This window comes from Amycolatopsis suaedae (genome assembly GCF_004214935.1).
GTDB lineage: Bacteria > Actinomycetota > Actinomycetes > Mycobacteriales > Pseudonocardiaceae > Amycolatopsis > Amycolatopsis suaedae.
Window position 1 is genome coordinate 282658 of record NZ_SFCC01000002.1, and the last position, 26077, is coordinate 308734.

The 26077-nt window shown below is 70.7% G+C and carries 23 protein-coding genes; 14 read left to right on the top strand and 9 right to left on the bottom strand.

Going from position 1 to position 26077, the window contains the following annotated elements:
* The first annotated feature begins 25 nt into the window (after positions 1-25).
* On the top strand, positions 26-4669 hold the full coding sequence (locus EWH70_RS04550) for a DUF7507 domain-containing protein (protein ID WP_130473950.1): 4644 nt from the start codon (positions 26-28) through the stop codon (positions 4667-4669).
* Between the two features lie 54 nt (positions 4670-4723).
* Positions 4724-5410, top strand: coding sequence for a CAP domain-containing protein (locus EWH70_RS04555; RefSeq protein WP_240686792.1), 687 nt, complete (start codon positions 4724-4726; stop codon positions 5408-5410).
* Here EWH70_RS04555 and EWH70_RS04560 read toward each other — a convergent pair.
* Genes EWH70_RS04560 through EWH70_RS04585 form a run of 6 tightly spaced genes read right to left on the bottom strand, consistent with a single transcriptional unit; the run spans position 5404 to position 10585 of the window.
* A complete protein-coding gene (locus tag EWH70_RS04560; RefSeq protein WP_130473952.1) occupies positions 5404-6165 on the bottom strand; it encodes a crotonase/enoyl-CoA hydratase family protein in 762 nt (253 codons plus the stop codon). The two genes, EWH70_RS04555 and EWH70_RS04560, sit on opposite strands and share 7 nt — an antisense overlap.
* Positions 6162-7004, bottom strand: a complete 843-nt coding sequence (locus EWH70_RS04565; protein ID WP_130473953.1) for a crotonase/enoyl-CoA hydratase family protein — start codon at positions 7002-7004, stop codon at positions 6162-6164. The genes EWH70_RS04560 and EWH70_RS04565 overlap by 4 nt, the downstream gene beginning before the upstream one ends.
* Positions 7001-8620: an acyl-CoA dehydrogenase family protein gene (locus EWH70_RS04570; RefSeq protein WP_130473954.1), complete on the bottom strand. Its 1620-nt coding sequence runs from the start codon at positions 8618-8620 to the stop codon at positions 7001-7003. Before EWH70_RS04570 ends, EWH70_RS04565 begins: the two co-directional genes overlap by 4 nt.
* On the bottom strand, positions 8604-9209 hold the full coding sequence (locus EWH70_RS04575) for a TetR/AcrR family transcriptional regulator (RefSeq protein WP_130473955.1): 606 nt from the start codon (positions 9207-9209) through the stop codon (positions 8604-8606). The genes EWH70_RS04570 and EWH70_RS04575 overlap by 17 nt, the downstream gene beginning before the upstream one ends.
* A gap of 20 nt (positions 9210-9229) precedes the next feature.
* Positions 9230-10204 carry a cation diffusion facilitator family transporter gene (locus EWH70_RS04580; RefSeq protein ID WP_130473956.1) on the bottom strand — a complete coding sequence of 325 codons (975 nt, stop codon included), beginning with the start codon at positions 10202-10204 and terminating at the stop codon, positions 9230-9232.
* A gap of 21 nt (positions 10205-10225) precedes the next feature.
* On the bottom strand, positions 10226-10585 hold the full coding sequence (locus tag EWH70_RS04585; RefSeq protein ID WP_130473957.1) for a DUF742 domain-containing protein: 360 nt from the start codon (positions 10583-10585) through the stop codon (positions 10226-10228).
* 831 nt (positions 10586-11416) lie between these two features.
* Between EWH70_RS04585 and EWH70_RS04590 the strand changes: the two genes are divergently transcribed.
* The gene (locus tag EWH70_RS04590; RefSeq protein WP_240686793.1) at positions 11417-11893 is read left to right on the top strand and encodes a heparin lyase I family protein; all 477 of its coding nucleotides are present in this window, start codon (positions 11417-11419) and stop codon (positions 11891-11893) included.
* Here EWH70_RS04590 and EWH70_RS04595 read toward each other — a convergent pair.
* Positions 11872-13044, bottom strand: a complete 1173-nt coding sequence (locus tag EWH70_RS04595) for an MFS transporter (protein WP_130473959.1) — start codon at positions 13042-13044, stop codon at positions 11872-11874. The genes EWH70_RS04590 and EWH70_RS04595 overlap by 22 nt on opposite strands.
* A gap of 106 nt (positions 13045-13150) precedes the next feature.
* Here EWH70_RS04595 and EWH70_RS04600 point away from each other — a divergent pair, with 106 nt between their 5' ends.
* Entirely contained in the window at positions 13151-13642 is a 492-nt protein-coding gene (locus EWH70_RS04600) for an Lrp/AsnC family transcriptional regulator (protein ID WP_240686794.1), read from the top strand.
* Positions 13643-13645: 3 nt separating this feature from the next.
* Here the strand turns inward: EWH70_RS04600 and EWH70_RS04605 are convergent, their stop codons facing one another.
* Positions 13646-15958, bottom strand: coding sequence for a (Fe-S)-binding protein (locus tag EWH70_RS04605; protein ID WP_130473961.1), 2313 nt, complete (start codon positions 15956-15958; stop codon positions 13646-13648).
* 152 nt (positions 15959-16110) lie between these two features.
* Between EWH70_RS04605 and EWH70_RS04610 the strand changes: the two genes are divergently transcribed.
* From EWH70_RS04610 to EWH70_RS04620, 3 genes are read left to right on the top strand one after another with little or no spacing between them, the layout of a single operon-like run.
* Positions 16111-16437: a DMT family transporter gene (locus tag EWH70_RS04610; protein WP_130473962.1), complete on the top strand. Its 327-nt coding sequence runs from the start codon at positions 16111-16113 to the stop codon at positions 16435-16437.
* Entirely contained in the window at positions 16434-16994 is a 561-nt protein-coding gene (locus tag EWH70_RS04615) for a TetR/AcrR family transcriptional regulator (protein ID WP_130473963.1), read from the top strand. Before EWH70_RS04610 ends, EWH70_RS04615 begins: the two co-directional genes overlap by 4 nt.
* Position 16995: 1 nt before the next feature.
* Positions 16996-17949 carry a serine hydrolase domain-containing protein gene (locus tag EWH70_RS04620; protein WP_130473964.1) on the top strand — a complete coding sequence of 318 codons (954 nt, stop codon included), beginning with the start codon at positions 16996-16998 and terminating at the stop codon, positions 17947-17949.
* Between the two features lie 24 nt (positions 17950-17973).
* Here the strand turns inward: EWH70_RS04620 and EWH70_RS04625 are convergent, their stop codons facing one another.
* Positions 17974-18507 carry a YbhB/YbcL family Raf kinase inhibitor-like protein gene (locus EWH70_RS04625; protein ID WP_130473965.1) on the bottom strand — a complete coding sequence of 178 codons (534 nt, stop codon included), beginning with the start codon at positions 18505-18507 and terminating at the stop codon, positions 17974-17976.
* Between the two features lie 154 nt (positions 18508-18661).
* Between EWH70_RS04625 and EWH70_RS04630 the strand changes: the two genes are divergently transcribed.
* From EWH70_RS04630 to EWH70_RS04660, 7 genes are all read left to right on the top strand, one after another.
* A complete protein-coding gene (locus EWH70_RS04630) occupies positions 18662-19429 on the top strand; it encodes a DUF4097 family beta strand repeat-containing protein (protein ID WP_130473966.1) in 768 nt (255 codons plus the stop codon).
* 22 nt (positions 19430-19451) lie between these two features.
* Positions 19452-20132: a DUF4097 family beta strand repeat-containing protein gene (locus EWH70_RS04635; RefSeq protein ID WP_130473967.1), complete on the top strand. Its 681-nt coding sequence runs from the start codon at positions 19452-19454 to the stop codon at positions 20130-20132.
* Positions 20129-21580 carry an alpha/beta hydrolase gene (locus tag EWH70_RS04640; RefSeq protein WP_130473968.1) on the top strand — a complete coding sequence of 484 codons (1452 nt, stop codon included), beginning with the start codon at positions 20129-20131 and terminating at the stop codon, positions 21578-21580. The genes EWH70_RS04635 and EWH70_RS04640 overlap by 4 nt, the downstream gene beginning before the upstream one ends.
* 132 nt (positions 21581-21712) lie before the next feature.
* Positions 21713-23596, top strand: a complete 1884-nt coding sequence (gene dnaK, locus EWH70_RS04645) for a molecular chaperone DnaK (RefSeq protein ID WP_130473969.1) — start codon at positions 21713-21715, stop codon at positions 23594-23596.
* Positions 23593-24309, top strand: a complete 717-nt coding sequence (gene grpE, locus EWH70_RS04650; RefSeq protein WP_130473970.1) for a nucleotide exchange factor GrpE — start codon at positions 23593-23595, stop codon at positions 24307-24309. Before dnaK ends, grpE begins: the two co-directional genes overlap by 4 nt.
* Positions 24310-24342: 33 nt before the next feature.
* The gene (gene dnaJ / locus EWH70_RS04655) at positions 24343-25518 is read left to right on the top strand and encodes a molecular chaperone DnaJ (RefSeq protein WP_130473971.1); all 1176 of its coding nucleotides are present in this window, start codon (positions 24343-24345) and stop codon (positions 25516-25518) included.
* Positions 25519-25530: 12 nt separating this feature from the next.
* A complete protein-coding gene (locus tag EWH70_RS04660; protein WP_130473972.1) occupies positions 25531-25974 on the top strand; it encodes a heat shock protein transcriptional repressor HspR in 444 nt (147 codons plus the stop codon).
* Positions 25975-26077 lie beyond the last annotated feature (103 nt).

Here is a 26077-nt window from a genome sequence, read left to right on the forward strand (position 1 = left end):
CCGGCTGCCCCGGGGGTTCGCGCACATGTCCAAGTTCCGGCTCGCCGCTGCTGCTTTGCTGGTGGTCAGCGGCGTCGCGGTGGCACAGCCGGCCGAGGCCGGCGTGGTCAAGCCGTTCTCGCTGGGCTTCAACAAGGTGGTCTACGGCGATTTCGCCTACACCGGCAACGCCGTGCTGCGCTGCCCGGTGGCCTCCGACGGCGCGCCTCAGACGGGTGACAACACGCCGGCTGCCTGCCAGCGGGGTGCGAACCAGCAGGAGAACCGGGTCAACGACAACTTCTTCATGCAGTGGTCCGACGTGGACAGTGATGCCGGGACGTTCAACTCCAGCCGGACCACCGTCCGGATCCCGCCCGGGTCCACTGTGGAGTACGCGCGGCTGAACTGGGCGGGCAACACCGGCTCGTTCCACCGCACCCCTGGCAGGCCGACGAGCGTCCAGATGTGCCAGGACCGCAACCGCTCGACACCGGCAGAACTGCCGCCAGGCTCGCCGAGGGATCAGGCCGTGCGGCTGAGCGTGGGAACGGGTGGCGCTTCGGACGTCGCACCGGCCTCCTACGCCGACGACCCGTCCGGCACGTTCAGCGGCGGCCAGTACTACTCCGCCTTCGCCGACGTCACCGCCAAGCTCAAGGGCATGCCCACCGGGACGGCCGTGCCGGTGACGGTCGGCAACGTCTGGGCGCCGAAGGGCTTCGGCTGCATGGGCGGCTGGTCGCTGGCGGTCGTCTACTCCTACCCGCAGCGTGACCCGGTCAACGCGCCGAGCAAGCGGGAGGTCTTCTTCTACGACGGCCACGTCCGGCAGAACAGCAACGACCCGACCACGAACACCACCATCTCCGGCTTCCGTGCCGCCGCCGCGGGTGCCCGGGTGGGCGTCACCGCCTACGAGGGCGACTACGGCATCACCGGCGACAAGTTCCTGATCAACGACCAGCCGGCCGGCGATCCGAACAACTTCTTCGTGTCCGACGCCCAAGGCGCGCAGCAGCCCAACAACTACAGCGTCGACGCCCGCGCGTTCGACACCGGCGCGATCCCGGCCGGCGCCACCAGCGCCAAGCTGGGCTTCGCCACCAGCGGTGACGCCTACCTCGCGCAGCACCTCGCCTTCTCCGTGCCGGTGCCCGAACTGCAGCTGACCAAGACGGCCTCCCCCGACCGAGTCCACGCCGGTGAGCAGGTGACGTTCACGCTCACCGTCACCAACCCCAGCGGGGCACCCGCCCGCGACGTCCGGGTCGCCGATCCGGCCTTCCCGCAGTGCGCCTTCACCGTCGGCACGCTGGCCGGTGGCGCCTCGGCCAGCCACACCTGCACGGTCACCGCGGCCGAGGACGACTTCACCAACACCGCGACCGCGACCGGCACCAGCGCGGTCGGCGAACCGCTGGACGGCACCGCGACCACCGAGGTCGACGTCGTCCACCCGGCCGTCGACATCGCCAAGCGAGCCGACCGCGAGGCATACCGGGCCGGCGACACGGTCACGTTCACCATCGTGGTGACCAACACCGGCGACGTGCCGCTGACCAGCGTCACCGTCGCCGACCCGAAGACCCAGTCCTGCGCCCGCACGCTGCCCGGCAGCATCGAGCCGGCTGGCAGCGTCAGCTACACCTGCACCACCACGGCGCCGGTGCCCGACGGCGTCAACACCGCGACGGTCAACGCGACCGACCCGCTCGGTGCCCAGGTCACCGCGACCGCCGACGCCCCCGCGCCGACCATCGCGCCCGCGCTGAAGGTCGACAAGTCGGTCGACAAGCCGACCGTCCGGGCCGGTGAGCAGGTCACCTGGACCATCGTCGTCACCAACACCGGCGACAGCCCGCTGACCGGGGTGAAGCTGGCCGACGACACCACCACGGCCTGCTCGGTCACCTTCGACGGCACGCTGGAGCCCGGTGCGTCCCGCACCCACAGCTGTACCGCCAATCCCGGCGAGACCACGACCAACACCGTCACCGCGTCCGGAACGGACAGGTCCGGCCAGCAGGTCGAGGCCACCGACTCGGCGACCGTCACCGTCATCAACCCCGCGCTGAAGGTCGACAAGTCGGCAGCACCGGCGACGGTGCGGCAGGGCGACACGGTCACGTTCACCATCGTGGTGACCAACACCGGTGACGTCGCACTGACCGGAGTGTCCGTTTCGGACAGTCGCACGCCGGAGTGCGCACGCACGATCGGCACGCTGGAACCCAGGGCGTCGCAGACCCACACCTGCACCACGACCGCGCCTGCCGACGACTTCACCAACACCGCCACCGCGACCGGCAACGATCCGACCGGGCGCCCGGTGACGGTGACCGACGACGCCGCGGTCGACGTCATTCACCCCGCGGTGACGCTGGACAAGCAGGTCGGCACCGAGGTCGTGCGGGAGGGTGACCAGGTCACGTTCACCGTGGTCGCCACGAACACCGGCGACGTGCCGCTGACCGGCGTGACGATCACCGACGAGCGCGCGCCCGGTTGCGCCGCGACCGTCGGGACGCTGGCTCCCGGCGCCAAGCACACGGTCACCTGCACGATCACCGCGCCCCGCGACGGCTTCACCAACACCGCCACCGTGACCGGCGACGACCCGACCGGGCGGCCGGTCACCGCGACCGACGACGCGGCGTTCCGGGTGGTCCACCCGGCGGTCACGATCGCCAAGGACGTCATCGGCGGGCCGTTCCGCGAGGGCGACCAGGTGACGTTCCAGATCACCGTCACCAACACCGGCGACGTGCCGCTGACCGGCGTCGCTGTCGCCGACGAGCTGACCGCGAGCTGCGCGCAGACCTACGACGAGCCGCTGCAGCCGGGCGGTACCTGGGGCTTCGGCTGCTTCGGCACGGCACCGGCCGACGACTTCACCAACGTCGCGTCGGTCACCGGGACGCCACCGGTCGGCCCAGCCGTGTCCGCGACCGACGACGCGCCGGTCGACGTCATCCACCCCGGCATCGAGATCACCAAGACGGCCACGCCGACCGTCGTCCGGCCGGGCGGGGAGGTCACCTTCCGGATCACGGTGACCAACACCGGCGACAGCCCGCTGCGCGACGTGTTCGTCGCCGACCCGTCGGCGCCGTCCTGCGCGAAGCGGTTCCCCGGCCAGCTGGCCGCCGGTGCTACGCAGACCTACGAGTGCACGCACGTCGCGGGCGACGCGGACTTCACCAACACCGCCCGCGCGAACGGCACCGACGGCACCAACCGCGCGGTGACCGACAGCGCGGACGCCGCCGTCGACGTGATCCACCCGGCGATCGCGGTCACCAAGACCGCCGAACCGGCCGAGGTGCTGGAGGGCGACACCGTCCGCTTCACCATCCTGGTGACCAACACCGGCGACGTCCCGCTGACCGGCGTCACGGTCGCCGACGACCGGACCCCGGAGTGCACACGGCAGATCGGCACGCTGGAACCGCAGGCCGAGCAGAGCTACACCTGCACGACGACGGCAGGCCCGTCCGGGTTCACCAACACCGCCACCGCCAGCGGGGACGCGCCGGGCGGACCGCCGGTGACGGCGAGCGACAAGGCCACGTTCACCGTCCACCACCCGGACCTGGCGCTGGTCAAGAAGATCACCGGCGGGCCGTTCCGCGAGGGTGACCCGGTGCCGGTGGTGCTGACCGTCACCAACACCGGCGACGTCGTGCTGCGGCAGGTCACCGTCGCCGACGAGCTGGCCCCCGGGTGCGCGCGGGTCATCCCCGAGCTGGCGCCGGGTGCCTCGCAGACCGTCGAGTGCACGATGCCCGCGCCGAAGGACGACGTGATCAACAAGGCCACCGTGACCGGCACCCCGCCGGTCGGCCCGCCGATCACGACCGGGTCCGAGGCGCCCGTCGACGTCATCCACCCCGGCGTCCAGATCACCAAGACCGCCGTGCCCGACCGCGTGCGGGCGGGCGAGGAGATCACGTTCACGATCGTCGTCCGCAACACCGGTGACGTGCTGCTGCGGCAGGTCGCGGTGGCCGACCCGATCGCGCCGGACTGCGCTCGCACGGTCGAGGAACTCGCCGTGGGAGGCGTGCTGAGCTACACCTGCGTGCTGGTGGCCGGACCGGAGGACGTCACCAACACCGCGACGGTCACCGGCAACGACCCGACCGACCGGCCCGTCACCGCGACCGACGACGCGAAGGTCGACGTGATCGCGCCGCAGATCACGGTCACCAAGACCGGCCCGGCCGCCGCCGTGCGGCCCGGCCAGAAGGCGACGTTCACCGTGCGGGTGCAGAACGTCGGCGACGTGCCGCTGACCGGCGTGACGCTGAAGGACGACGTCGCGCCGGGCTGCTCGGTCACCATCGGCGACCTGGGTGTCGGCGCGGTGTCCGAGCCGGTCACCTGCGAGGTGACGATGGGCGACAAGGACATCACCAACACGGTGACCGCCACCGGGTACGACCCGAACGGCAAGCCGGTGACGGCGACCGCGGAGGCCGTGGCCAAGGTCCTGAAGGAGACCACGCCGCCGACCACCACGCCGCCGACGACGGGCCCGGGTCAGCCGGGAGGCGGGCACCGGACGACACCGCCGCTGGCGAAGACCGGTGTGGCGATCCTGCCCGGCGTCGCGCTCGGCGCGGGTCTGCTGATCGCCGGGGCCGGGCTGCTGCTGGGCTCTCGACGGGGGCGTGACTCACGGTAGTGCCGACGCGCGGCGGCTTCACGGCGTCACCCGTTGGTGGTAACTTGCCGCCTCGTGACCAAAACGAGACATCGCCGTAAGTCACTGCTTGTCGCGTTGAGTGTCCTCGTCGGCGTAACGCTGGCGGCAGGCGGAACCCTGTGGTTCCGCGAGCCGCAGGGCAGCGCGCCCGCCGAGCTGGCGGCGGCCCGCACCCCCGTCGAACCCGGCGGCGCCGAAGCCGGCGCGGGCATCCCACGCAGGCACACCCCCGCTCCACCGCCGGTGACCACGACGACGCAGCCTCCGGCCACGACGACCAGCGCCCCGCCGACCACCTCCAGCTCTGCCAAGCCACCCACGTCCAGCACACCCCCGAAGCACGGCAGCGCCGGTGAGCGTGGCGACCGCGTGCTTGAACTGGTCAACATCGAGCGCGGCAAGGCAGGCTGCGACCCGGTGCGGGCCGACGACCGGCTCGACACCTCGGCCCAGAAGCACAGCGAGGACATGTCCGCCAAGGACTACTTCTCGCACACCAGCCAGGACGGCACCACGTTCGACCAGCGCATCAAGGCGGCCGGCTATCCGAAACCGGGTGCGGAGAACATCGCCAAGGGCACCCCGGACGCCGACCAGGTCATGGAGCTGTGGATGAAGTCCGACGGCCACCGGCGCAACATCCTCAACTGCAAGCTGACCGCGCTCGGCGTCGGCGTGGCGACCGACGGCTGGTACTGGACCCAGAACTTCGGCTACTGAAAGGTCCCGTGCCGCCCCTCGCCGGACGCGAAGCGGGCGGCGCCGGCCGCGGCGTCGGCGCCCAGCGACACCTCGCCGTGCCGGGTCTCCACCGCCATCGCCTCGTCCTCGGGCAGGCCGTGCTGATCCAGCACCGACAGCCGGTCCCGGCGCAGGCAGGTCTGCGGGAACCGGGCCAGCTCGGCCGCCAGCCGCTCGGCCCCGGCCCGCGCCTGGCCGGGCTCGGTGATCCGGTTGACCAGGCCCATCGCGTGGGCCTCGGCGGCGTCGACCGGCCTGCCGGTCAGGATCATGTCCATCGCGCGGCTCGTCCCGATCAACCGCGGCAGCCGCACGGTGCCGCCGTCGATCAGCGGCACGCCCCACCGCCGGCAGAACACGCCGAACACCGCGTCCGGCTCGGCCACCCGCAGGTCACACCACAGCGCCAGTTCCAGCCCGCCCGCGACGGCGTGCCCGGACACGGCGGCGATCACCGGCTTGCCCAGCCGCAGCCTCGTCGGGCCCATCGGGCCGTCGCCGTCCCGGCCGAACCGGTTGCCCTCCGGGGTACCGACCGACTTCAGGTCGGCACCCGCGCAGAACGTGCCGCCCTCGCCCCACAGCACCGCGACGCTGGCCGCGTCGTCGGCGTCGAACTCCCGGAACGCCTCGGCCAGCGCGGCCGCGGTCGGCCCGTCGACGGCGTTGCGCCGCTCCGGCCGGGACAGCACCACGGTGGTGACCGGCCCGTCCCGCTCCACCCGCACGCTCATCGCGGCCTCGATCCGTAGTCGCCGAACGGGTCGTCGCGTTCGCGGACCGCCTGCCGGACGCCCGCGGTCCGCATCCGCTCGACGAAGTCCCTGCCTTCCTGGGTGTGCCGGGCGACGCCGTCGAACAACGTCCCGAGCGTGCGGGTGGACGCCATGCCCATGTTCTCCGCCTGCTGGTTGCACAGCAGCTTCAGCATCTCGAGCTGGTTGCCGGGCAGCCGTGCCATCCGCCTGGCCAGTGCCGTCGCGTGGTCGTGCAGATCGGCGGCCGGGACGCACTCCAGCGCCAGCCCGATCTCCGCGGCCTTCGGGCCGGGGATCTCGTCGCCGGTCAGCAGATACCGCTTGGCCTGCTGGAAGCCCAGCCGGTACACCCACATGGCCGTCGTCGGCGTGCCCCACACCCGCGCCGGTGGGTAGCCGAACACGGCGTCGTCGGCCGCCACCACCAGGTCGGCACACAACACCAGGTCCGTGCCGCCCGCGACGCACCAGCCGTGCACGGCCGCGATCGTGGGTTTCGCCGCGTACCACAGCTTCTGGTACACCCGCACGAACTGCGACATCAGCCGGTAGTCGGCGGCGGAGTCCCACACGCGGCCGCTCGCGTCCTCGGCCGCCTGGTACTCCGACGACCAGTCCAGTCCGTAGCCTGCGCAGAACGCGGGCCCCTCGGCACGCAGCAGCATCACCCGGACGTCCGGGTCGGCGTCCGCCTCGTCGATGGCGTCGGACAACGCGTCCCGCAGGGCCGGGGTGATCGTGTTGTACTCCTTCGCCCGGCACAGCACGATCGACCGGACCCCGTCCTCGGTCTCCGTGCGCAGTGGCGCGGTCATGCCACGCGGTCCAGGATCGCCCGGGTGTCCACACCGGACGGAAGCGTGCCGAACGCACCGCCGTGGTCACCGGCCAGCCGCGACGCGCAGAAGGCGTCGGCGACGGCCGCGGTGCCGTGCCGCACCAGCAGGCTGCCCTGCAGCACCAGCGCCAGCGTCTCGACGATCCGGCGGGCCCGGAACTCGATGCCGTCCACGTCGGCGAACTCCTTGCGCAGCCCGGCGACGGCGTCGTCCAGCCGGGCGTCGGCTCCGGCGGCCAGGTCCACCTCGGCGAAGTACGCCTCCACCGAGTCGGGCTGCTTCACCATCGCCCGCAGGGTGTCCAGCGCGGCGACGTTGCCCGAGCCCTCCCAGATCGACGACAGCGGCGCCTCCCGGTACAGCCGGGGCATGCCGGAGTCCTCGATGTAACCGTTGCCGCCCAGGCATTCCAGTGCCTCACCGGCGTGCACGGGTGCCCGCTTGCAGACCCAGTACTTGGTCGCGGCCAGTGCCAGCCTGCGCAGCGTCGCCTCGCGCTCGTCGCCGGCGGCGGCGCGGTCGGTGGCTCCCGCCAGCCGCATCGCCACGGTCGTCGCGGCCTCGGACTCGATCGCCAGATCGGCCAGCACGTTGGTCATCAATGGCTGGTCGATCAGCGCGGCGCCGAACGCGTGCCGGTGCCTGGCGTGGTGGACGGCCCTGACCAGGCCGTACCGCATGGCTGCCGCGCTACCGGTGACGCAGTCGAGCCGGGTCATGTTGACCATGTCGATGATCGTGCGGACCCCGCGGCCTTCCTCGCCGACCAGCCAGCCGACCGCGCCGTCGTACTCCAGTTCGGCCGAGGCGTTGGACTTGTTGCCCAGCTTGTCCTTCAGCCGCTGGATGTGCATGCGGTTGCGGCTGCCGTCGGGCAGGACCCTGGGCAGCAGGAAGCAGGACAGCCCGCCGGGTGCCTGCGCCAGCGTCAGGAACATGTCGCACATCGGCGCCGATGTGAACCACTTGTGCCCGGTGAGCAGGTACTCCGACCCGTGCGGGACGGCCGTGGTGGTGTTGGCCCGCACGTCGGAGCCGCCCTGTTTCTCGGTCATCGACATCCCGGCGAGCAGCCCGCGCTTGCCGCTCGGCTCGCGCAGGCCGGGGTCGTAGTCCGGCGAGGCCAGCAGCGGTTCGAACCGGGCGGCCAGCTCGGGACTGTGCCGCAGCGCGGGCACGGCGGCGTAGGTCATCGACACCGGGCAGCCGTGCCCGGCCTCGACCTGGCTCCACACCAGGAACTTCGCCGCCCGTGCGACGTGTGTGCCCGGCCGGTCGTCGGCCCACGGCGCGGCGTGCAGGCCGTTCGCGAGTGCCGTGCGCATCAGCTCGTGCCAGTGCGGGTGGAACTCGACCTCGTCGATCCGGTTGCCGACGGTGTCGTGGGTGCGCAGCACCGGCGGGTTCTCGTTGGCCAGCCGTCCCCACTCCTGGGCCTGCTCGCTTCCGGCGAGCCTGCCCAGCTCGCGCAGCTCCGGCTCGGCCCAACCCGCGCCCTCCCGGCGCAGGCCCTCCAGCAGTGCCGGGTCGTCGGACACGTCATGCCCGGTCAGTACCGGGACCTGGTTGGTGACCTCATGAGTCGCTGGCATCGGAGCCTCCCAGTGCACGCACGGTGAACGTGAACAGTTCGCTGATGGAGTCGGTGTCGCCCGCGGTCAGCGGGCCGATCAGGACCTCGGCCGCGGCGCCGACCAGCGCCGCGGCGGTGATCTCGGCGTCCTGCGGTGGCAGCAGGCCGGCCGCGACGCCGTCGGTGATCCGGCGGGCGATGACGTCGCGGAACGCCCTGCGGAATACCAGCCGCTGCTCCTCGACCGGTGCGTCGACCGGTTCGGCGAGCAACGCGTAGGCCAGCCGCGGGGCCTTCAGTGCCCGGCCGGCGAACGTCTCGAAGACGGCGACGACCTGCTCGGTGACGGTGCCCGTGCCGGTCGCCGCCTGCTCGACGGCGGCCACCTCACGGCTGACGACCTGCCGGAACACCTCGGCGACCAGATCGGCCTTGCCGGGGAAGTGCCGGTAGACGCTGCCGGTCGCCACCCCGGCCTTGGCGGCGACGGCTGCCATCGAGCAGCCGGCGTAGCCCTGCTCGGCGAGTTGCTCGATCGCGGCGTCGACGATCGCCACCCGCTGGTCGTCGAGCCGCGCCTGGACCCGGGGGGTGCGGCGGTACGGCATGAAAGAAGTGAAGCACTGATTCAGGGCTTCAGCAAGCGTCCGTACCGGCGCAGGACCTCCTCACGCAGTGCGGGATCGGTACGCGGGACGGGTTCCAGGAAGACCTCGCTGATGTCGGTGTCCCGTTCCCGCAACTCGTTCGCCAGCCGGACGCAGACGCGTTCCAGGTCACCGGCGGTCAGCTTGTCGTCGAAGTCGATGCGGGCGCAGACCAGCACCTGGTCGGTGCCCAGCAGCATGGTCTGCAGGTCGACCAGCGCGTCGACCTCGGGCGCGGCCAGCAGGTGCGACCGGACGCCGCCGATCAGGTCGGGATCGGCCTGCCGCCCGATCAGCAGATCGCGGTTGGTCCTGCCGAGCAGGTAGGCGACGCCTGCCAGCAGTACGCCGATGGCGACCGAGGCGAGGCCGTCCCACAGCGACGAGCCGGTGAGCTGGTGCAGGCCGAGGCCGGCGAACGCGAGCAGGATGCCGACCAGCGCGGCGGAATCCTCGAACAACACGGTCTTCGGCGCCGGATCGTCCAGCAGCCGCAGGTGCTCGCGGACCGTGCGGCCTTCCTCGCGGGCCTCACCGACGACCTGCCGGACGGCCTGCGCCCACGACACCGACTCCAGTGCGAACGCCACCACCAGCACGAGGTAGCCGACGAGCGGGTCGGTCTGCTCGGTCTCCTCACCGAAGATCGTGGTGAACCCCTGGTAGAACGCGAACATCGCGCCGGAGGCGAAGATGGAGACCGCGGCGAGCAGTGCCCAGAAGTACCGCTCCTTGCCGTAGCCGAACGGGTGAATCCGGTCGGCGGGCCGTCCCGACCTGCGTAGTGCGGTCAGCAGAAGGATCTCGGTGATGGTGTCGGCCACCGAGTGCGCGGCCTCGGACAACATGGCCGATGAGCCGGTCACCAGCCCGGCCACGGCCTTGCCGACGGCGATGACCAGGTTCACCCCGCCGGCCAGCAGAACGGTCAGCGTGCTCTCGCCGGATTCGCTCACCGGCCGATGGTAGGACCGAGGTCAGAGGCGGTGCAGCCCGGCGAGCACGCGCTCCATCAGCGCGACGTCCGGCCGTAGCTTGTCGGTGAGCGTGGTGACGTGGACGTCGACGAGGCCCTGTTCGGCCATGTCGCCGAGCAGCACCCTGGCCACGCCGAGGGGGACCCGCAGCCGCGCGGCGATCTCGGCGACCGAGCGCGGCTGGCTGCAGACGGCGCGGACCGAGTGGTACTCGGCGCCGAACCGGTGGGTGTGCCACTTCGGGCAGATGCGGGTGGAGATCAGTGTCTCGATCGCCAGGTGCCTGGCCGACTTCGTCCGACCTTTGGTCAGGACGTACGGTCTGACGAGCGAGCGGGAACCGGAAGGTTCCTCGGACATGGAGATCACCTCGGGCAAGCGCGGCGGCGGTAGCGACGGGTGCTGCTGTGCGTAGCGGGGACGCTGCCGGCCTGCATCCAGCGCTGCGGACCTGTTGTGGCGACGTGCTGGAAGAGCGCGTTCCCCCGGCAGGCCCGCGGCCGGGTCCGGCCGCGTGGCAGTACTGCCGTGTTCGTTCGGATCGTCCACGCTCATCGCCCTGTCTGTTCAGCACGCAACGGGATACCCCACAGGCAACGTCGACGGCGAGGAGTCTTCATGTTACTGCGCTTGTCTATCCGCCAAACGGTACCGAAATTAGTTCAGTGAATATGCTTAGCGCGGGCGAAACAATTCGCCGCGAGAAGTTGTCATCGCAGGTCAGTGTGGATCGCCGACGATCTTCCGACCGGTATCGTCACTCTTTCGACGCGTTAGTGCACATTCTGTAGAACTTCCGCGTCAGGGTGAATTTCGCGCGAATTCTGCCGGTTTCCTGCCTGTTTCGACCCTTGTTGGCATAGATCCAACCTCTGACCGGCAGTACCCGTTTGGCGCCTGGTGAGAGCCGTCACCTTTCGGTTATACATCGGATGACTGGAGGAGGTAGGTGCCATGCGCAGAGTCGCGCTGGTGTTCCTGGCGGCAGCCGCGTCGGCAACTCTGTACGTACCGGCGGCAGAAGCCGCCACCATCTGGGACGGCGACGCGTCCCGTGGCACGGGCATCTTCGGGCCCATCGGTTCGAACTGTTCCTCGCCGGGAAGCGTCACGGCAGTGACGGACGCCACACATGGCAGAGTCTGGCGCTACCACAAACCGAGCGGTTCGAACCGGTGTGAGACCCGGGGCGTGCGGGTCGGGTCGAATGTCTACCAGTTCCGGAACGGCTCGACCTACTACCTGGGCTGGCGCAGCAAGCTGTCCAGCACCGTGAACAACAACGCGACGTTCCAGTGGAAGTCGTTCGGCAACCACACCCAGAACTACCCGGTGGTGCTGAAGGTCATCGACGGGCACCTGTCGATGTTGCAGCGGCAGCCCGACGACTCCGGGAAGATCATCTGGCGCACACCGGTGTCCGCGGGCTCGTGGAACAGCATCGTCATCGGGCTGCACCTGTCCAGCGCGACCAGGGGCGGGTGGGTCGAACTCTGGTACAACGGTGTGCGGCAGACGTTCACCGACGGGTCGCAGCGCTACGCCTGCCGCACCTTCGACAGCGAGAACCATCCGAAGTGGGGCATCTACGGCGCGTCCGGCAGCACCGTCACCAACACCGTCGACGCGCTGAAGATCGGGACCGCCTACTCCGACGTGGCGCCCTGACGGCCCATCAGCGCCAGCGGCAGCAGGACGGCGACGCCGGCCACCACGGCGACCAGCACGATCCCGCCGAGCCCGAACAGCGGACCCGCGGTGAGCCCGGCGAGCGCTGACGTCGCCCACACCGCGGCGTCGACACCGCCCTGCACCCGCTGGTCGGCGCCGCTGAGCAGGCGGCTGCTGCCGACGAACACCAGGTTCCAGCCGTAGCCGAGCAGGAACAGCGCCGCCGGAACGCCGCTGGTGTGCGCGTCCGGCGTCGAGACGAGGACGACCGACGAGCACACCAGCGTGCCGATGCCGGCGAGGATCGTCGCCCGGCCGCCCCAGCGGTCGGCGATCCGGCCGGTGACCGGGGACAGGGCGAACATGCCCGCGATGTGCAGGCTGATCGTCCAGCCGACGACGTCGAGGCCGTGGCCGGCGAGGTGCAGGTGGGGCCCGGTCATCGTCATGACGGCGACCATCGCCACCTGCGCCGCGGTCATGGCCGCCAGCGGCACGCGGAGTTCCGGCGCCCGCAGCGCTGTCCACAGTGGAATCTCGGTGCGTGGCTCGGCGGACGGCAGCATGACCGGCAGGGTGAACGCCGTCGCCAGCGCGGCGGCGACGCCGAGCGCGGTCAGGCCGAGCGGGCCGGCCAGGCTGGGCACGTCGAGCCGGGTGGCGAGTTCGGACGCGGGTGCCATCAGCGTCGGCCCGACCAGGCCGCCGACCGTCCCGGCCCACACCACGACCGACAGCGCGAACCCGCGCCGCCCCTCCGGGTACAGCACCGACGCGGTGTAGCGGGACAGCGTCGCCCCGCCGTTGCCGACGCCGAGCAGCAGGATGCCCGCGATCAGCAGCGGCAGTGACTCCAGTGCGGCACCGGCGAACGCGACCGCGCCACCGGCCGCGCCGACGCCGTAGGTCGCCCGCAGTGAGAGGTGCCTGCCGAGCCGGGCGACCAGGCGTCCCGACCACAGGGCACCCAGCGCCGTCCCGAGCACCCCGGCCGTCGACGGCACGCCGCTCCAGCCCGAGCCGTAGCCGGCCGCGATCAGGCCGCCCGCGGTCGTCGCGGTGGCCATCGCGAGGTTCGTCGACGCGACACCGGCGAACAGGGCCGTCATGGTCCGCCGCCGGACGGCGGGCTGCAGCGTGATCGTCATGCGGATGAGGCTAGGCAGGTCAGAGTCGAATTCGAATGGCCTTCAAACGGTCCTGACCGGTTGCTACCGTCGATACGAACGGAATATCCGGGAGGTGACCTTTCGAATGGAAAGACCCCTGGACGAGGTCGACTGGCGCATCCTGGACGAGCTGCAGTCCGACGGCAGGCAGTCGCTCAAGGAGCTGGGCAGGCGGGTCAACCTGTCCGCGCCCGCGGTGGCCGAGCGGGTGCGGCGGCTGGAGGAGTCCGGCGTCATCACCGGCTACCGGGCCCAGGTCGACCCACGCCGGACCGGCTACCCGGTCACGGCGTTCGTCGAGATGCGGTGCCTGCCGCACAAGTGCCTGCTCAAGACCAGCCGCGCGGAGGACTACCCGGAGGTCGTCGAGGTGCACAAGGTCAGCGGCGCGCACTGCGCACTGGTGCGCGTGCGGGCGGCGTCCCTGGAGCACTTCGAGGGCATCCAGGAACGCCTCGGCCAGCACGGCGAGGTGCGCTCGACGGTGGTGCTGTCGACCCAGTACGAGGGCCGCCCCGTCTCGCCTCCCGACGACGACTTCCTCAGGGCCACCAACTCCGCGGGCTGGAGCGCCTGAACCTCACTTGTCCTGGTCGGGCAGTGCGGTTCCGGTGGGGACCTCGTCGGTGGGCAGGTCGGCCTTCTCGTCGGCCGCGCCGTTCTCCAGCGGGTCGGCGTCGGGAGCGGGCAGCGACGTCGACACCGCCGCCGGAGCGGGGGCAGGCTTGCGCTTCACCGCCGTCAGCAGCAGCTGCGCGACGTCGACGACCTCCACCTTCTCGCTCGCCACACCGTCGTTCTGCCGCGACGTCACGCCGTCGGTCAGCATCACGCGGCAGAACGGGCAGCCGGTGGCGATCTTCGACGGCGCAGTGCCCAGCGCCTCGTCGACCCGCTCGACGTTGATCCGCTTGCCGATCCGCTCCTCCATCCACATGCGGGCACCGCCGGCGCCGCAGCACATGGACCGGTCGCCGTGCCGCGGCATCTCCCGCAGCGCCGCACCGGACGCGCCGACCAGCTCACGCGGCGCGTCGTAGACCTTGTTGTGCCGCCCGAGGTAACACGGGTCGTGGTAGGTGACGTCCTCGGCGACCGGCGCGACCGGCACCAGCCGCTTCTCCCGCACCAGCCGGTTCAGCAGCTGCGTGTGGTGCACGACCTCGTACTGCCCGCCCAGCTCCGGGTACTCGTTGGCCAGCGTGTTGAAGCAGTGCGCACAGGTCACGACGACCTTGCGCTTGAGCGGCTCCACGTCCTCGAACACCGAGTTCAGCACCTCGACGTTCTGCTGGGCCAGCATCTGGAACACGAACTCGTTGCCTGCCCGCCGCGCGGGGTCACCGGTGCAGGTCTCCTCCGGGCCGAGCACGGTGTACTTGACGTCGGCCATGTGCAGCAGCTCGGCGACGGCCCGGGTGGTCTTCTTCGCGCGGTCCTCGAACGCACCGGCGCAGCCGACCCAGAACAGGTACTCGGCGTCGCCGAACTCCCCGTCGAACACCGGAACCTCGAAGTCCAGGCCCTCGGTCCAGGCCAGCCGGTCCTTGGCGTTCTGGCCCCACGGGTTGCCCTTGTTCTCCAGGTTCTTGAACATCGCGTTCAGCTCGGTCGGGAAGTTCGACTCGATCATCACCTGGTAGCGGCGCATGTCGACGATGTGGTCGACGTGCTCGATGTCGACCGGGCACTGCTCGACGCAGGCACCGCAGCTGGTGCACGACCACAGCATGTCCGGGTCGATCACGCCGCCGTCGTCACCGGTGCCGACCAGCGGCCGTTCCGACTCGGCGATGGCCAGCACGTCGATCCCGGCGTACATGTTGTCGCCGGAAAGGCCCACTTCCTCGCCGGTGACGTCGCGCTTGCCGCCTGCCAGCAGGTACGGCGCCTTGGCGTAGGCGTGGTCACGCAGCTGGGTGATCAGCAGCTTCGGCGACAGCGGCTTGCCGGTGTTCCACGCCGGGCACTGCGACTGGCAGCGGCCGCACTCGGTGCAGGTGGTGAAGTCCAGCCAGCCCTTCCAGCTGAAGTCCTCGACCTTCCCGGCGCCGAAGACGTCCTTCTCCGGGTCGGCTTCCTCGAAGTCGAGCGGCTTGCCGTCGCTCATCATCGGCTTGAGCTTGCCCAGCGCGACGCCACCGTCGGCCTCGCGCTTGAAGTAGATGTTGAAGAACGCGCTGAACCGGTGCCAGGCCACGCCCATCGTCATGTACTTGGCGACGACGACCACCCAGACCATCGCGCCCATGAGCTTGACGAAGGCGAACACCGAGACCAGGTCGGGGCTGGCAGGCAGCAGGTTGCCCAGCGGCTCGGACACGAACGCCGCCCACAGCGGCAGGTCGTGCGTGCCCATGGCGGACTTGGCCGCGCGCACGCCGAGGATGCCGATGCCCTCGAAGATCACCACGGCCTCGACGAAGTACGCCTGCCAGAAGTTCGACCCGGCGAACCGCGACTGCCGGTCGGCCCGGCGCGGGTGGTTGGCCTGGCGGACGATCACCAGCGCGACGCCACCGACGACGGTGCCGACGCCGAGCACCTCCATCAGCAGGTGCCACAGCGTCCAGTGGTCCAGGATCGGCCAGCCCCAGCTCGGCACGAACACCTCGCCGTAGGCCTCGAACAGGGCCGCGGACCCGATCAGGAAGCCCCACATCACCAGCCAGTGCCACGGGCCGACGTGACGGAGCTTGTTCATCCGCGTGTGTGCGGCGAACTCCTTGATCAGCGTGGTCAGTCGCGGCACGAACGGCCCGTTGCGGGTCCCGTCCGGCTGGCCGAGCCGGATGGTGCGCACCATCCGGGCGATCGTGAGCACGAACATGCTCCAGGCGACGACGCTGACCGCGACGGAGATTCCGCCGAGCGTGAGCTGCAGAGCACCCATGGATCGGGGCCTTTCGTCCGGCTTCGTGTGGTGGGGCAGGGGGAGCGTAGCGCTGCTTACTGATGAGTAACCGATAAGCGCGCCCTAAGTCCCACCGATGTGGTGCAGGACTCGCTGGCTATTGGGACGATCGTGCAGGTAGTTTCGTTCGTATGGGTGCCTATTTGCTCCTCGCCGTCGCCATCATGGGCGAGGTGACCGCGACCGTCTCGCTGAAGCTGTCCGAGGGGTTCAGCAAGCCGATCCCGTCGGTCCTGGTCGTGGTGGGCTACGGCGTCGCGTTCGCCGTGCTGGCTCAGGTGCTCAAGCTGGGCGTGCCGCTCGGTGTCGCGTACGCGATCTGGGCGGCGGCGGGCGTGGCGCTGGTCGCGATCATCGGCGTGGTGTTCCTGAAGGAGCAGTTCACCTGGACCATGGGCGCCGGCCTGCTGCTGGTCATCGGTGGCGTGGTGCTGCTGGAACTGGGGCGGGCGCACTGAGGCGGCAACCGGACGGCAGGAAGGCGCGCGGCGAGAAGCGGCGGGCCGAGCTCATCGACGCCACGCTGCGGGTGATCGAGCGCGACGGCGTCGCCGGGGTCACCCACCGCACGGTCGCCGCCGAGGCCGGGGTGCCGACGACGTCGACCACGTACCACTTCTCCAGCCTCGACGACCTGCTCATCGCCACCCTCATCTCCTGCGCGCGGGACATGGCCACCGAGGTCTACTGGATGATCGACCGCGCCCGGTCCCGGGGCAGCCGGGGTGCCGAGGAGGTGGCGGCGCTGCTGGCCGAGGCGCTCGGCCCGCGTCGTGGCCGGACGATGGCGGAATACGAGCTGTACCTGCTGGCCGCTCGCCGTCCCGAGCTGCGGCCAGCCGCCCGGCGCTGGCTGGATGTGCTGACGTCGATGGTGCGTCACGATGATGAGGTGGCGTTCCGGGTGTTCCTCGCCGGTATCGACGGGCTGCTGGTGCAGGGGCTGATCGACGACGAGCCGCCGACGGCCGAGGAACTCCGCCCCGTCGTCGACTACCTGCTGAAACCGAGGTGACATGACCGACGTCGACCGGCTCGCGGCCGAGACCGGGTTCTCCGGCGTGGTGCGTATCGACACCAACGGCACGGTCGCGCACGCCCGGGCGTACGGACTGGCCGATCGCGCCAACGGTGTGCCCAACACGCTCGACACCCGGTTCGGCATCGCCAGCGGGACCAAGGGACTCACCGCGCTGACCGTGGCCAGCCTGGTCGAGGACGGCACGCTGAGCCTGGACACCACGGCCCGCGCGCTGCTGGGCGACGACCTGCCGCTCATCGCGCCCGACGTGACCGTGTGGCACCTGCTCGCGCACCGGTCGGGCATCGGCGACTACGCCGACGAGGAGACCGAGCCGCCGCTGACGGTTCCGGTCGACCGGCTGGACGGCACCGAGGACTACCTGGCAGCCCTGGCCGGGCACGCGACGAAGTTCGCCGCGGGCGAGCGGTTCTCCTACTGCAACGGCGGGTACGTCGTGCTGGCGCTGCTGGCCGAACGGGCCGCTCGCACGCCGTTCCGGGACCTGGTGGCCCAACGGGTCTGTGAGCCCGCCGGGCTGACGGCCACCGGCTTCCCCCGGGCGGACGAACTGCCGGGCGGCTCCGCGTTCGGTTACCTCGAGGGGCACCCCGCCCGCACCAACGTCTACGAGCTGCCCGTTCGCGGCAGCGGCGACGGCGGCGCGTACTCCACCGCCGCCGACGTCCACCGGCTGTGGGCCGCGTTGTTCGCGGGCAGGATCGCCCGGCCCGAGCTGGTGACCACGCCGGTCAGCGACGTGCCGGCGGAGTCGATGCGGTACGGCCTCGGGTTCTGGCTGCACGAGTCCCGTGATCAGGTGATCCTGATCGGGTACGACAAGGGCGTGTCGTTCTACAGCAGGCACGACCCGGCCGCAGGCGACACGATCACCGTCATCGGCAACACCGCCGCCGGCGCCTGGCCGCTGGTGAAGGCGTTGAGCTGACGGCTTTGGACGCGCCCCGGGAACCTAGCCGCGGTTCTCGTGCGTGCCGATCAGCGTCGCGCGGGCGAGCGTGTTGCCGAACATGTTGAAGCCGAGGAACGCCGGGGTCGCGGTGGCCGGGACGTCCAGCGACTCCACCCCGAGGGCGTGCACCACGAAGAAGTAGCGGTGCGGGCCGTGTCCCGGCGGGGGCGCGGCGCCGAGGAACCGGGCGAGGCCACCATCGTTCTTCAGGGTCACCGAACCCGCCACCGGCGACTCGCTGCTGCCGGCGTCGCGCGGCAGCTCGGTCACCGAGGCGGGGATGTTGAACACGGCCCAGTGCCAGAACCCGCTCGCGGTCGGCGCGTCGGGGTCGTAGCAGGTCACCGCGAAGCTCTTGGTCCCGGCGGGGAAGCCCGACCAGGACAGCTGCGGTGACACGTCCTCGCCGCCCGCGCCGAAGATCCCGCTGAGCTGCGGCGTGCCGAGCGCGGCGCCGTCGGCCAGGTCGGTGCTGGTCACGGTGAACGCGGGAACGGACGGCAGGAAGTCGTACGGGTCGGGGGCCTGCGGCATGCTTCCTCCTCCAACTGGCGGACGGGATCGGGCCCAGGTTATCCACGATCCCCTCCGGCCAACCTCAGGGGTGAATGGGGGGCCAGCCCTGATGCCGTCGGGGGTCCGCAGGCCTTAGCGTCTGCCCACAGAGAAACCTGCGTGGGGAGGACTCATGGCAAGGCCCGCACTCGCAGTCGGGGGCGTCGTGCTGATCGCGGCGGGGGTCGCGCTCGGCCTGGGCTGGTGGTGGCCCTCGGATGAGGAACGCACCGGCGAGGTCGACGCGGTGAAGACCGTGCGCATCGACAACGACTCCGGCACGGTGTCCGTCCGGGCCGCCGACGTGCAGCGGACAACGGTCGTCCAGAAGATCGACTACCGCTGGGGCTCGCCGTCGGACAGCTACCGGGTCAACGGCGGCGAGCTGGTGCTCGCCGACTGCGGCTGGTGGTGCTCGGTGGACTACGAGGTGGTCGTCCCCCGCGGCACGACGGTGACCGGCGAGAATGACTCCGGCGACGTGTCGCTGGACGGTGTGGCCAGTGTCGACGTGAGCGTCGACTCGGGGAACCTCGACGTCCGCAACATCGCGGGGCCGGTGAAGGCGGACGCCAGCTCCGGCGACGTCACCCTCTCCGGCATCGGCGGCGACCTGGAGGCCAAGGCCAACTCGGGCGCGATCTCCGGCGACGGACTGCGCGGCAGGGTGAACGCCGAGGCGGACTCCGGCGACATCTCGCTCACCCTGGCCAACCCGCAGAACGTCCGGGCCCACGCCGACAGCGGCAACGTCGAGGTCGCCGTGCCCGCCGGCAGCTACCGGGTGATCGGCGACTCGGACAGCGGCGAACGCCAGATCGGCATCGCCACCGCCCCCAACGCGCAGTTCGAACTCGACCTGGGAACCGACAGCGGCGACGTGCTCGTCCGCACCGCCTGACGAACCGGAAGGAACGCAAGACATGAAGGCCACTTACCGGCGCCTACTGGGTGGGGTGCTGCTGGCGGTGACCGGGGCGCTCGCCCTGGCCGGGTGCCAGAGCATCAGCGTCGGCGGCGAGACGCTCAACGACGGCGAGCCGATCAACGAGCAGGTCAGCAAGGTCCAGCTGGACGTCCCGGCGGGCACGGTCAAGATCCGCGTGGAGGACAACGCGCCGCTGTCGCTGCGCAGGGAGGTCCGGTTCCACGACCAGCGACCAGGCAAGACACACCGGGTGGAGGGCAGCACGCTCGTCCTGGCCGGATGCGGGGACGAGTGCAGTGTCAACTACGACGTGGTGCTGCCGAAACCGCTGGAGGTCACCGGCAAGGCGTCGGCAGGAGACGTCGAGCTGACCCGGGTCGGAGCGGTGGACGTGCGGGCGTCCGCGGGCAGGGTGGCCGCGCTGGACGTGACCGGGCCGGTCAAGGTCGACGCCGCCGCCGGCGATGTCAACGTGCGCCTGGCGCGGCCGGACAACGTCACCGTGCGGGCGTCGGCTGGCAACGTCGAGGTCACCGTGCCGAAGGCCCGCTACAACACCAAGCTGGACGCGAGCGCGGGCAAGACCTACAACGACACCGTCCTCGACCCCGCCGCGCCGACCACGATCGACCTCAAGTCGTCCGCCGGTGACCTGAGCGTGCGGACCGCGGCATGAGGGCCGGCGCGGTTCTCGCCGCCGTCGCCGTCGCGTTACCGCTCGCCGCAGTTCCGGCAGCCGCCTCCCCAGCCATCGACTGGCGGCCGTGCCCGATCACCCAGGTGCCGGACAAGCAGTGCGGCAGCCTCGCGGTCGCCGACCCCGCCGGGACGGTCACCATCGAGCTGACCCGGCTGCCCGCCCGTGACAGGGCGAACCGGGTCGGGGTGCTGCTGACGAACCCCGGCGGCCCCGGTGGTTCCGGCGTGGACACCGTCGGGTTCGGCGGGCTCGGGATCGCCACCCCGGAGTTCGGCGTGGTGCGCGACCGCTTCGACATCATCGGCTGGGATCCCCGCGGGGTCGGGCACAGCAAGCCGGCGGTCACCTGCGACCCGGCGACGCTGTACCGGCCCGGCCGGAACTTCTTCCCCCGGACGAAGGCCGAGTACGACCGGCTCGCCATGCAGAACCGCGCGGCGGGAGAGGACTGTCTGGCCCGGACCGGGCCGCTGCTGGACCGGGTGGACACCGGCAACGCGGCCGACGACATCGAGGACATCCGGGTCGCGCTGGGCGAGGAGAAGATCAACTGGCTCGGCCTTTCCTACGGCACCGAGCTGGGCGCGGTCTACGCGTCGAAGTACCCGCAGCGGGTGCGGGCCATGGTGCTGGACGGGGCCGCCGACCACGGCCGACCGACGCGTCAGGTCATCCTGGAGGAGGCAGCAGCGGGCGAGCAGGCACTGAACCGGTTCGCCGCCTGGTGCGCGGGTGCCGCCGACTGCGCCCTGCGCGGGCGCGACGTGCTGGCCGACCACGACCGGCTGATGGCCCAGGCCGAAGCGGGCCGGTTGCCGTCGTCGGCACTCGACCGCCCGGTGACGGCGGAGGAGGCCAGTGCCGGCGTCTACGGGTTGCTCGGAATCAAGGGCGCGTGGCCGGTCCTGTCGCAGGCGCTGGCCAAGGCGACCGACGCCCAGCCGGATGCGAAGGACCTGACCGCGGCCACCGTCTTCGGGCATCCCAGCTACGCGGCCTACCGGGCGGTGGGCTGTCACGACTTCCCCGCGCCGTTCATCGGGGCCGCGGACATGCGGATCACCGGCGACCTGATGAAGGCCGTGGCACCGCGAACCTGGCGGTACGTCGAGTTCTGGGATTTCACCGCCGGGTGTGTGGGCTGGCCGGTGCGCCCGGGTAACCCTCCCCAGGATCACCCGATCAAGGGAACCGGTCCGATCCTCGTGGCGAGCACCACCCACGACCCCGCCACACCGCTGGCGTGGGCCCGTGGCCTGGCCGGGACGATCGAGAACTCCGCGTTGCTGATCGCCGAGGCCGACGGCCACACCGCCACCTACAACTCGGCATGCGCCCGGTCGAGGGAAGCAGAGTACCTGGTCAGCGGAAATGTCCCGGCTGATCTGCGCTGCCGGGAACAAGCCGGGCAGGTGGCTCGTTAGACTGGCAGGAAGGTTGAGTCGGGCTCGCTCAAGTCTGGTTGACTCGGGCGGCGGCTCCGACTAGAAACCCTGAGCGGCGTGCGCTCAACTGTGGCAGCACGCACCACGGCATCACACAGGAGGGAACACACCATGGCGCGAGCGGTCGGCATCGACCTCGGCACGACCAACTCGGTCGTCGCCGTCCTTGAGGGCGGCGAGCCGACGGTCATCGCCAACTCGGAGGGTTCTCGCACGACCCCGTCCGTCGTCGCCTTCGCCAAGAACGGCGAGGTGCTGACCGGGCAGCCGGCGAAGAACCAGGCGGTCACCAACGTGGACCGCACCATCCGGTCGGTCAAGCGGCACATCGGCACCGACTGGAAGCAGGAGATCGACGGCAAGGCCTACACCGCGCAGGAGATCAGCGCCCGCGTGCTGATGAAGCTCAAGCGCGACGCGGAGGCCTACCTCGGCGAGGAGATCACCGACGCGGTGATCACCGTCCCGGCGTACTTCGAGGACGCCCAGCGGCAGGCCACCAAGGAGGCAGGCCAGATCGCCGGCCTCAACGTCCTGCGCATCGTCAACGAGCCCACCGCCGCGGCGCTGGCCTACGGGCTGGACAAGGGCGAGAAGGAGCAGACCATCCTGGTCTTCGACCTCGGTGGCGGTACCTTCGACGTCTCGCTGCTGGAGATCGGTGAGGGTGTCGTCGAGGTGCGGGCCACCTCGGGTGACAACCACCTCGGTGGTGACGACTGGGACGAGCGCATCGTCACCTGGCTGGTCGACAAGTTCAAGGCCGCCAACGGCATCGACCTGACCAAGGACAAGATGGCGCTGCAGCGCATCCGCGAGGCAGCCGAGAAGGCGAAGATCGAGCTGTCCAGCTCGAACAGCGCCAGCATCAACCTGCCCTACATCACCGTCGACGCGGACAAGAACCCGCTGTTCCTTGACGAGACGCTGTCCAGGGCCGAGTTCCAGCGGATCACCTCCGACCTGCTCGACCGCACGAAGGCGCCGTTCAACAACGTCATCCGCGACGCGGGCATCTCGGTCAGCGACATCGACCACGTGGTCCTCGTCGGTGGCTCCACCCGCATGCCGGCCGTGGCCGAGCTGGTCAAGGAGCTGACCGGCGGCCGTGAGCCGAACAAGGGCGTGAACCCGGACGAGGTCGTCGCCGTCGGCGCGGCCCTGCAGGCCGGTGTGCTCAAGGGTGAGGTCAAGGACGTCCTGCTTCTGGACGTGACCCCGCTGTCGCTGGGCATCGAGACCAAGGGTGGCGTGTTCACCAAGCTCATCGAGCGCAACACGACGATCCCGACCAAGCGTTCGGAGATCTTTTCCACCGCGGACGACAACCAGCCGTCGGTGCAGATCCAGGTGTTCCAGGGTGAGCGGGAGATCGCCGCGCACAACAAGAAGCTCGGCATGTTCGAGCTGACCGGGCTGCCGCCCGCGCCGCGTGGCGTGCCGCAGATCGAGGTCACCTTCGACATCGACGCCAACGGCATCGTGCACGTGACCGCGAAGGACCTCGGCACCAACAAGGAACAGTCGATGACCATCACCGGTGGCTCCGCGCTGCCGAAGGAGGACATCGAGCGCATGGTCAAGGACGCCGAGGCGCACGCGGAGGAGGACAAGGCCCGCCGCGAGGAGGCCGAGACCCGCAACCAGGCCGAGACGCTGGTCTACCAGACCGAGAAGTTCGTCAAGGACAACGAGGACAAGCTGCCCGACGAGCTCAAGGGCAAGGTCAAGACCGCGATCGACGAGGCGAACGAGGCACTCAAGGGCACCGACTCCACCCGGATCCGGGAGTCCATCGAGAAGCTGAACAGCGCCTCGCAGGAGCTGGCCACCTCGCTGTACGCCAACGCGCAGGCCCAGGGCGGTGCCGAGGGTGCTGCCGCGGGTGGTGCGGGCGACGCCGGTGCGAACGCCGGTGGCGCGAAGGCCGACGACGTGGTCGACGCCGAGATCGTGGACGAGGACTCGAAGCCGGGTGAGGGCGGTAAGAAGTGACCGGTAACGCGGACCGCGAGAACGGCCCGAAGCACAGGGCCGAGGACCCGGAGGAGCCGCGAGTCGTGGTCAACGACCGTCGCAAGATCGACCCGGTGACGGGCGAACTGCGCGCGCCGGTCGAGGAGGAGGCCCAGGAGGTGCCCGCCGCGGAGGGCACCTCCGGCCCGTCCCTCGGCGAGTCCATTGTGGACGAGTCGGTGGCTCCGGTTTCCGATCTGGAGAAGCAGCTCGAGGAGCGCACGGCAGACCTGCAGCGGCTGCAGGCGGAGTACACCAACTACCGCCGCAGGGTCGACAGGGACCGCGAGGCCGTGGCGGCTTCCGCCAAGGCGTCCGTGGTCGGCGACCTGCTGCCGCTGCTGGACGACCTGGAGCGGGCCGAGCAGCACGGCGACCTCACCGGTGCGTTCAAGGCGGTGGCCGACAAGCTGGTCGCCAGCCTGGAGCGTGCCGGGCTCGAGCCGTTCGGCTCGGAGGGTGATCCCTTCGACCCGAGCGTGCACGAGGCCGTGCAGCACGACACCTCACCGAAGGTGGACGGGCCGACGGTCACACTCGTCATGCGCCGGGGCTACAAGTTCGGCGAGCGGGTGCTTCGGGCGGCGCTGGTGGGCGTCACCGACCACGAGCCGGAGCCCGAACAGCCGGATCCGCCGCTCGAGGCTTCGCAGTCCGGCGAGCTGCCGCTCGATGAGAACGCGCAGAAGTAGTAGGAGAGGTTCGGGAGGGAGGAGACATCCGGCATGAGTGCACGGGAGTGGATCGGTAAGGACTTCTACCGCGAGTTGGGTGTCTCCTCCGACGCCACGTCGGACGAGATCAAGCGCGCCTACCGCAAGCTGGCCAAGGAGAATCACCCGGACGCCAACGCGGGCAACGACAAGGCCGAACAGAAGTTCAAGGCCGTGTCCGAGGCGTACGGCGTGCTGTCCGACCCCGGCAAGCGCAAGGAGTACGACGAGGCCCGCAGGCTGTTCGGTTCGGGCGGAGCGGGTGGCTTCGGGTTCCCCGGTGCCGGTGGCGCCGGTGGTCCGGACCTGAGCGACCTGTTCGGTCAGGCGTCGGCCGGCTCCGGCGGGTTCGGCGGCCTCGGCGACATCCTGGGCGGCCTGTTCGGCCGCCGGGGTGGTGCCGCGGGTGCGACGGCGAACCGTCCGCAGCGCGGTGCTGACGTCGAGACCGACGTGCGGATCGACTTCGTCGAAGCCGTCAAGGGCGCGACGCTGCCGCTGCGGCTGTCCAGCCCGGCGACGTGTGCCACCTGTGGTGGCAGCGGGGCCAAGCCCGGCACCAGCCCGCGGACCTGTGCCACCTGCGGTGGCAACGGTCTGGTCAGCCGCAGCCAGGGGGCGTTCGCGTTCTCCGAGCCGTGCCGCGACTGCCGTGGCCGGGGCAAGATCATCGACGACCCGTGCCCGGAGTGCGCGGGTGAGGGCATCAGCACCCGGACCAGGACGCTGACCGTCCGGATCCCGCCGGGTGTCGACGACGACCAGCGAATCCGGCTGGCCGGTCAGGGTGAGCCCGGTCGCGCGGGTGCGCCGGCCGGTGACCTCTACGTGCGGGTGCACGTCAGCCCGCACCCGGTGTTCGGCAGGTCCGGCAACGACCTGACCATCGCGGTTCCGGTGACGTTCACCGAGCTGGCACTCGGCGGCACCATCGCCGTGCCGACACTGGACGGCAAGGTGTCGGTGAAGGTGCCGCAGGGCACGTCCAGCGGACGGACGCTGCGGGTGCGGGGCAAGGGCATCACCAAACGCGACGGCACGCAGGGCGACCTGCTGGTCACCCTCCAGGTCGCGGTGCCCGCGAAGCTCGACGACGAGGCGCGGGCGGCGCTCGAGGCGTATGCCGAGGCGTCGAAGCAGCACGACCCGCGTCCTGAGATCACCAAAATGCTGGCTGAGCGGAGCTGAAGGGGCTGAGCGATGTTCGGGTCCGGTGTGCCGGGAGGAATGCCGCAGGGGGCCGACGAGGACACCCCGGTTTTCGTCATTTCCGTTGCGGCGCAACTGTCCGGGCTACACGCGCAGACGCTGCGTTCCTACGACCGGCTCGGGCTGGTCTCCCCCGGCCGCACGGCCGGGGGCGGCCGGCGGTACTCGCTGCGCGACATCGCGCTGCTGCGCGAGGTGCAGAAGCTGTCCCAGGAGGAGGGCGTCAACCTCGCCGGGATCAAGCGGATCATCGACCTGGAAAACCAGGTCGACGCGTTGCGCTCCCGGGTGGCCGAGCTGACCGAGGAACTGGCAGGCGCCTACGCCGCCGCCGAGCAGGCGGCCGCGGCCGTGCACGCCTCCTACCGCAAGGACCTGGTCCCCATGCGCCAGCAGACGGCGCTCGTCGTCTGGAAGCCCCGCCCCCGCCGCTGACCCCGCGTGCGAGTCCGCCCCTCGCCCCGCGCGAGTTGCACGTTCCACACCCGCGAGTCCCACCGTCGTGCACGCGAGTTCCACGCTCCGGCACGCGAACTTC

Excerpts from the sequence above, each read along its gene's own strand:
- EWH70_RS04550 (WP_130473950.1), top strand. The coding sequence starts at position 26 with ATGTCCAAGTTCCGGCTCGCCGCTGCTGCTTTGCTGGTGGTCAGCGGC.
- EWH70_RS04605 (WP_130473961.1), bottom strand. The coding sequence starts at position 15,958 with ATGGGTGCTCTGCAGCTCACGCTCGGCGGAATCTCCGTCGCGGTCAGC.
- EWH70_RS04625 (WP_130473965.1), bottom strand. The coding sequence starts at position 18,507 with ATGCCGCAGGCCCCCGACCCGTACGACTTCCTGCCGTCCGTTCCCGCG.
- EWH70_RS04570 (WP_130473954.1), bottom strand. The coding sequence starts at position 8,620 with ATGCCAGCGACTCATGAGGTCACCAACCAGGTCCCGGTACTGACCGGG.
- dnaJ (WP_130473971.1), top strand. The coding sequence starts at position 24,343 with ATGAGTGCACGGGAGTGGATCGGTAAGGACTTCTACCGCGAGTTGGGT.
- EWH70_RS04630 (WP_130473966.1), top strand. The coding sequence starts at position 18,662 with ATGGCAAGGCCCGCACTCGCAGTCGGGGGCGTCGTGCTGATCGCGGCG.
- EWH70_RS04595 (WP_130473959.1), bottom strand. The coding sequence starts at position 13,044 with ATGACGATCACGCTGCAGCCCGCCGTCCGGCGGCGGACCATGACGGCC.
- EWH70_RS04640 (WP_130473968.1), top strand. The coding sequence starts at position 20,129 with ATGAGGGCCGGCGCGGTTCTCGCCGCCGTCGCCGTCGCGTTACCGCTC.
- EWH70_RS04635 (WP_130473967.1), top strand. The coding sequence starts at position 19,452 with ATGAAGGCCACTTACCGGCGCCTACTGGGTGGGGTGCTGCTGGCGGTG.
- EWH70_RS04585 (WP_130473957.1), bottom strand. The coding sequence starts at position 10,585 with ATGTCCGAGGAACCTTCCGGTTCCCGCTCGCTCGTCAGACCGTACGTC.
- EWH70_RS04610 (WP_130473962.1), top strand. The coding sequence starts at position 16,111 with ATGGGTGCCTATTTGCTCCTCGCCGTCGCCATCATGGGCGAGGTGACC.
- EWH70_RS04575 (WP_130473955.1), bottom strand. The coding sequence starts at position 9,209 with ATGCCGTACCGCCGCACCCCCCGGGTCCAGGCGCGGCTCGACGACCAG.
- EWH70_RS04560 (WP_130473952.1), bottom strand. The coding sequence starts at position 6,165 with ATGAGCGTGCGGGTGGAGCGGGACGGGCCGGTCACCACCGTGGTGCTG.
- EWH70_RS04600 (WP_240686794.1), top strand. The coding sequence starts at position 13,151 with ATGGAAAGACCCCTGGACGAGGTCGACTGGCGCATCCTGGACGAGCTG.
- dnaK (WP_130473969.1), top strand. The coding sequence starts at position 21,713 with ATGGCGCGAGCGGTCGGCATCGACCTCGGCACGACCAACTCGGTCGTC.
- EWH70_RS04660 (WP_130473972.1), top strand. The coding sequence starts at position 25,531 with ATGTTCGGGTCCGGTGTGCCGGGAGGAATGCCGCAGGGGGCCGACGAG.
- EWH70_RS04620 (WP_130473964.1), top strand. The coding sequence starts at position 16,996 with ATGACCGACGTCGACCGGCTCGCGGCCGAGACCGGGTTCTCCGGCGTG.
- EWH70_RS04565 (WP_130473953.1), bottom strand. The coding sequence starts at position 7,004 with ATGACCGCGCCACTGCGCACGGAGACCGAGGACGGGGTCCGGTCGATC.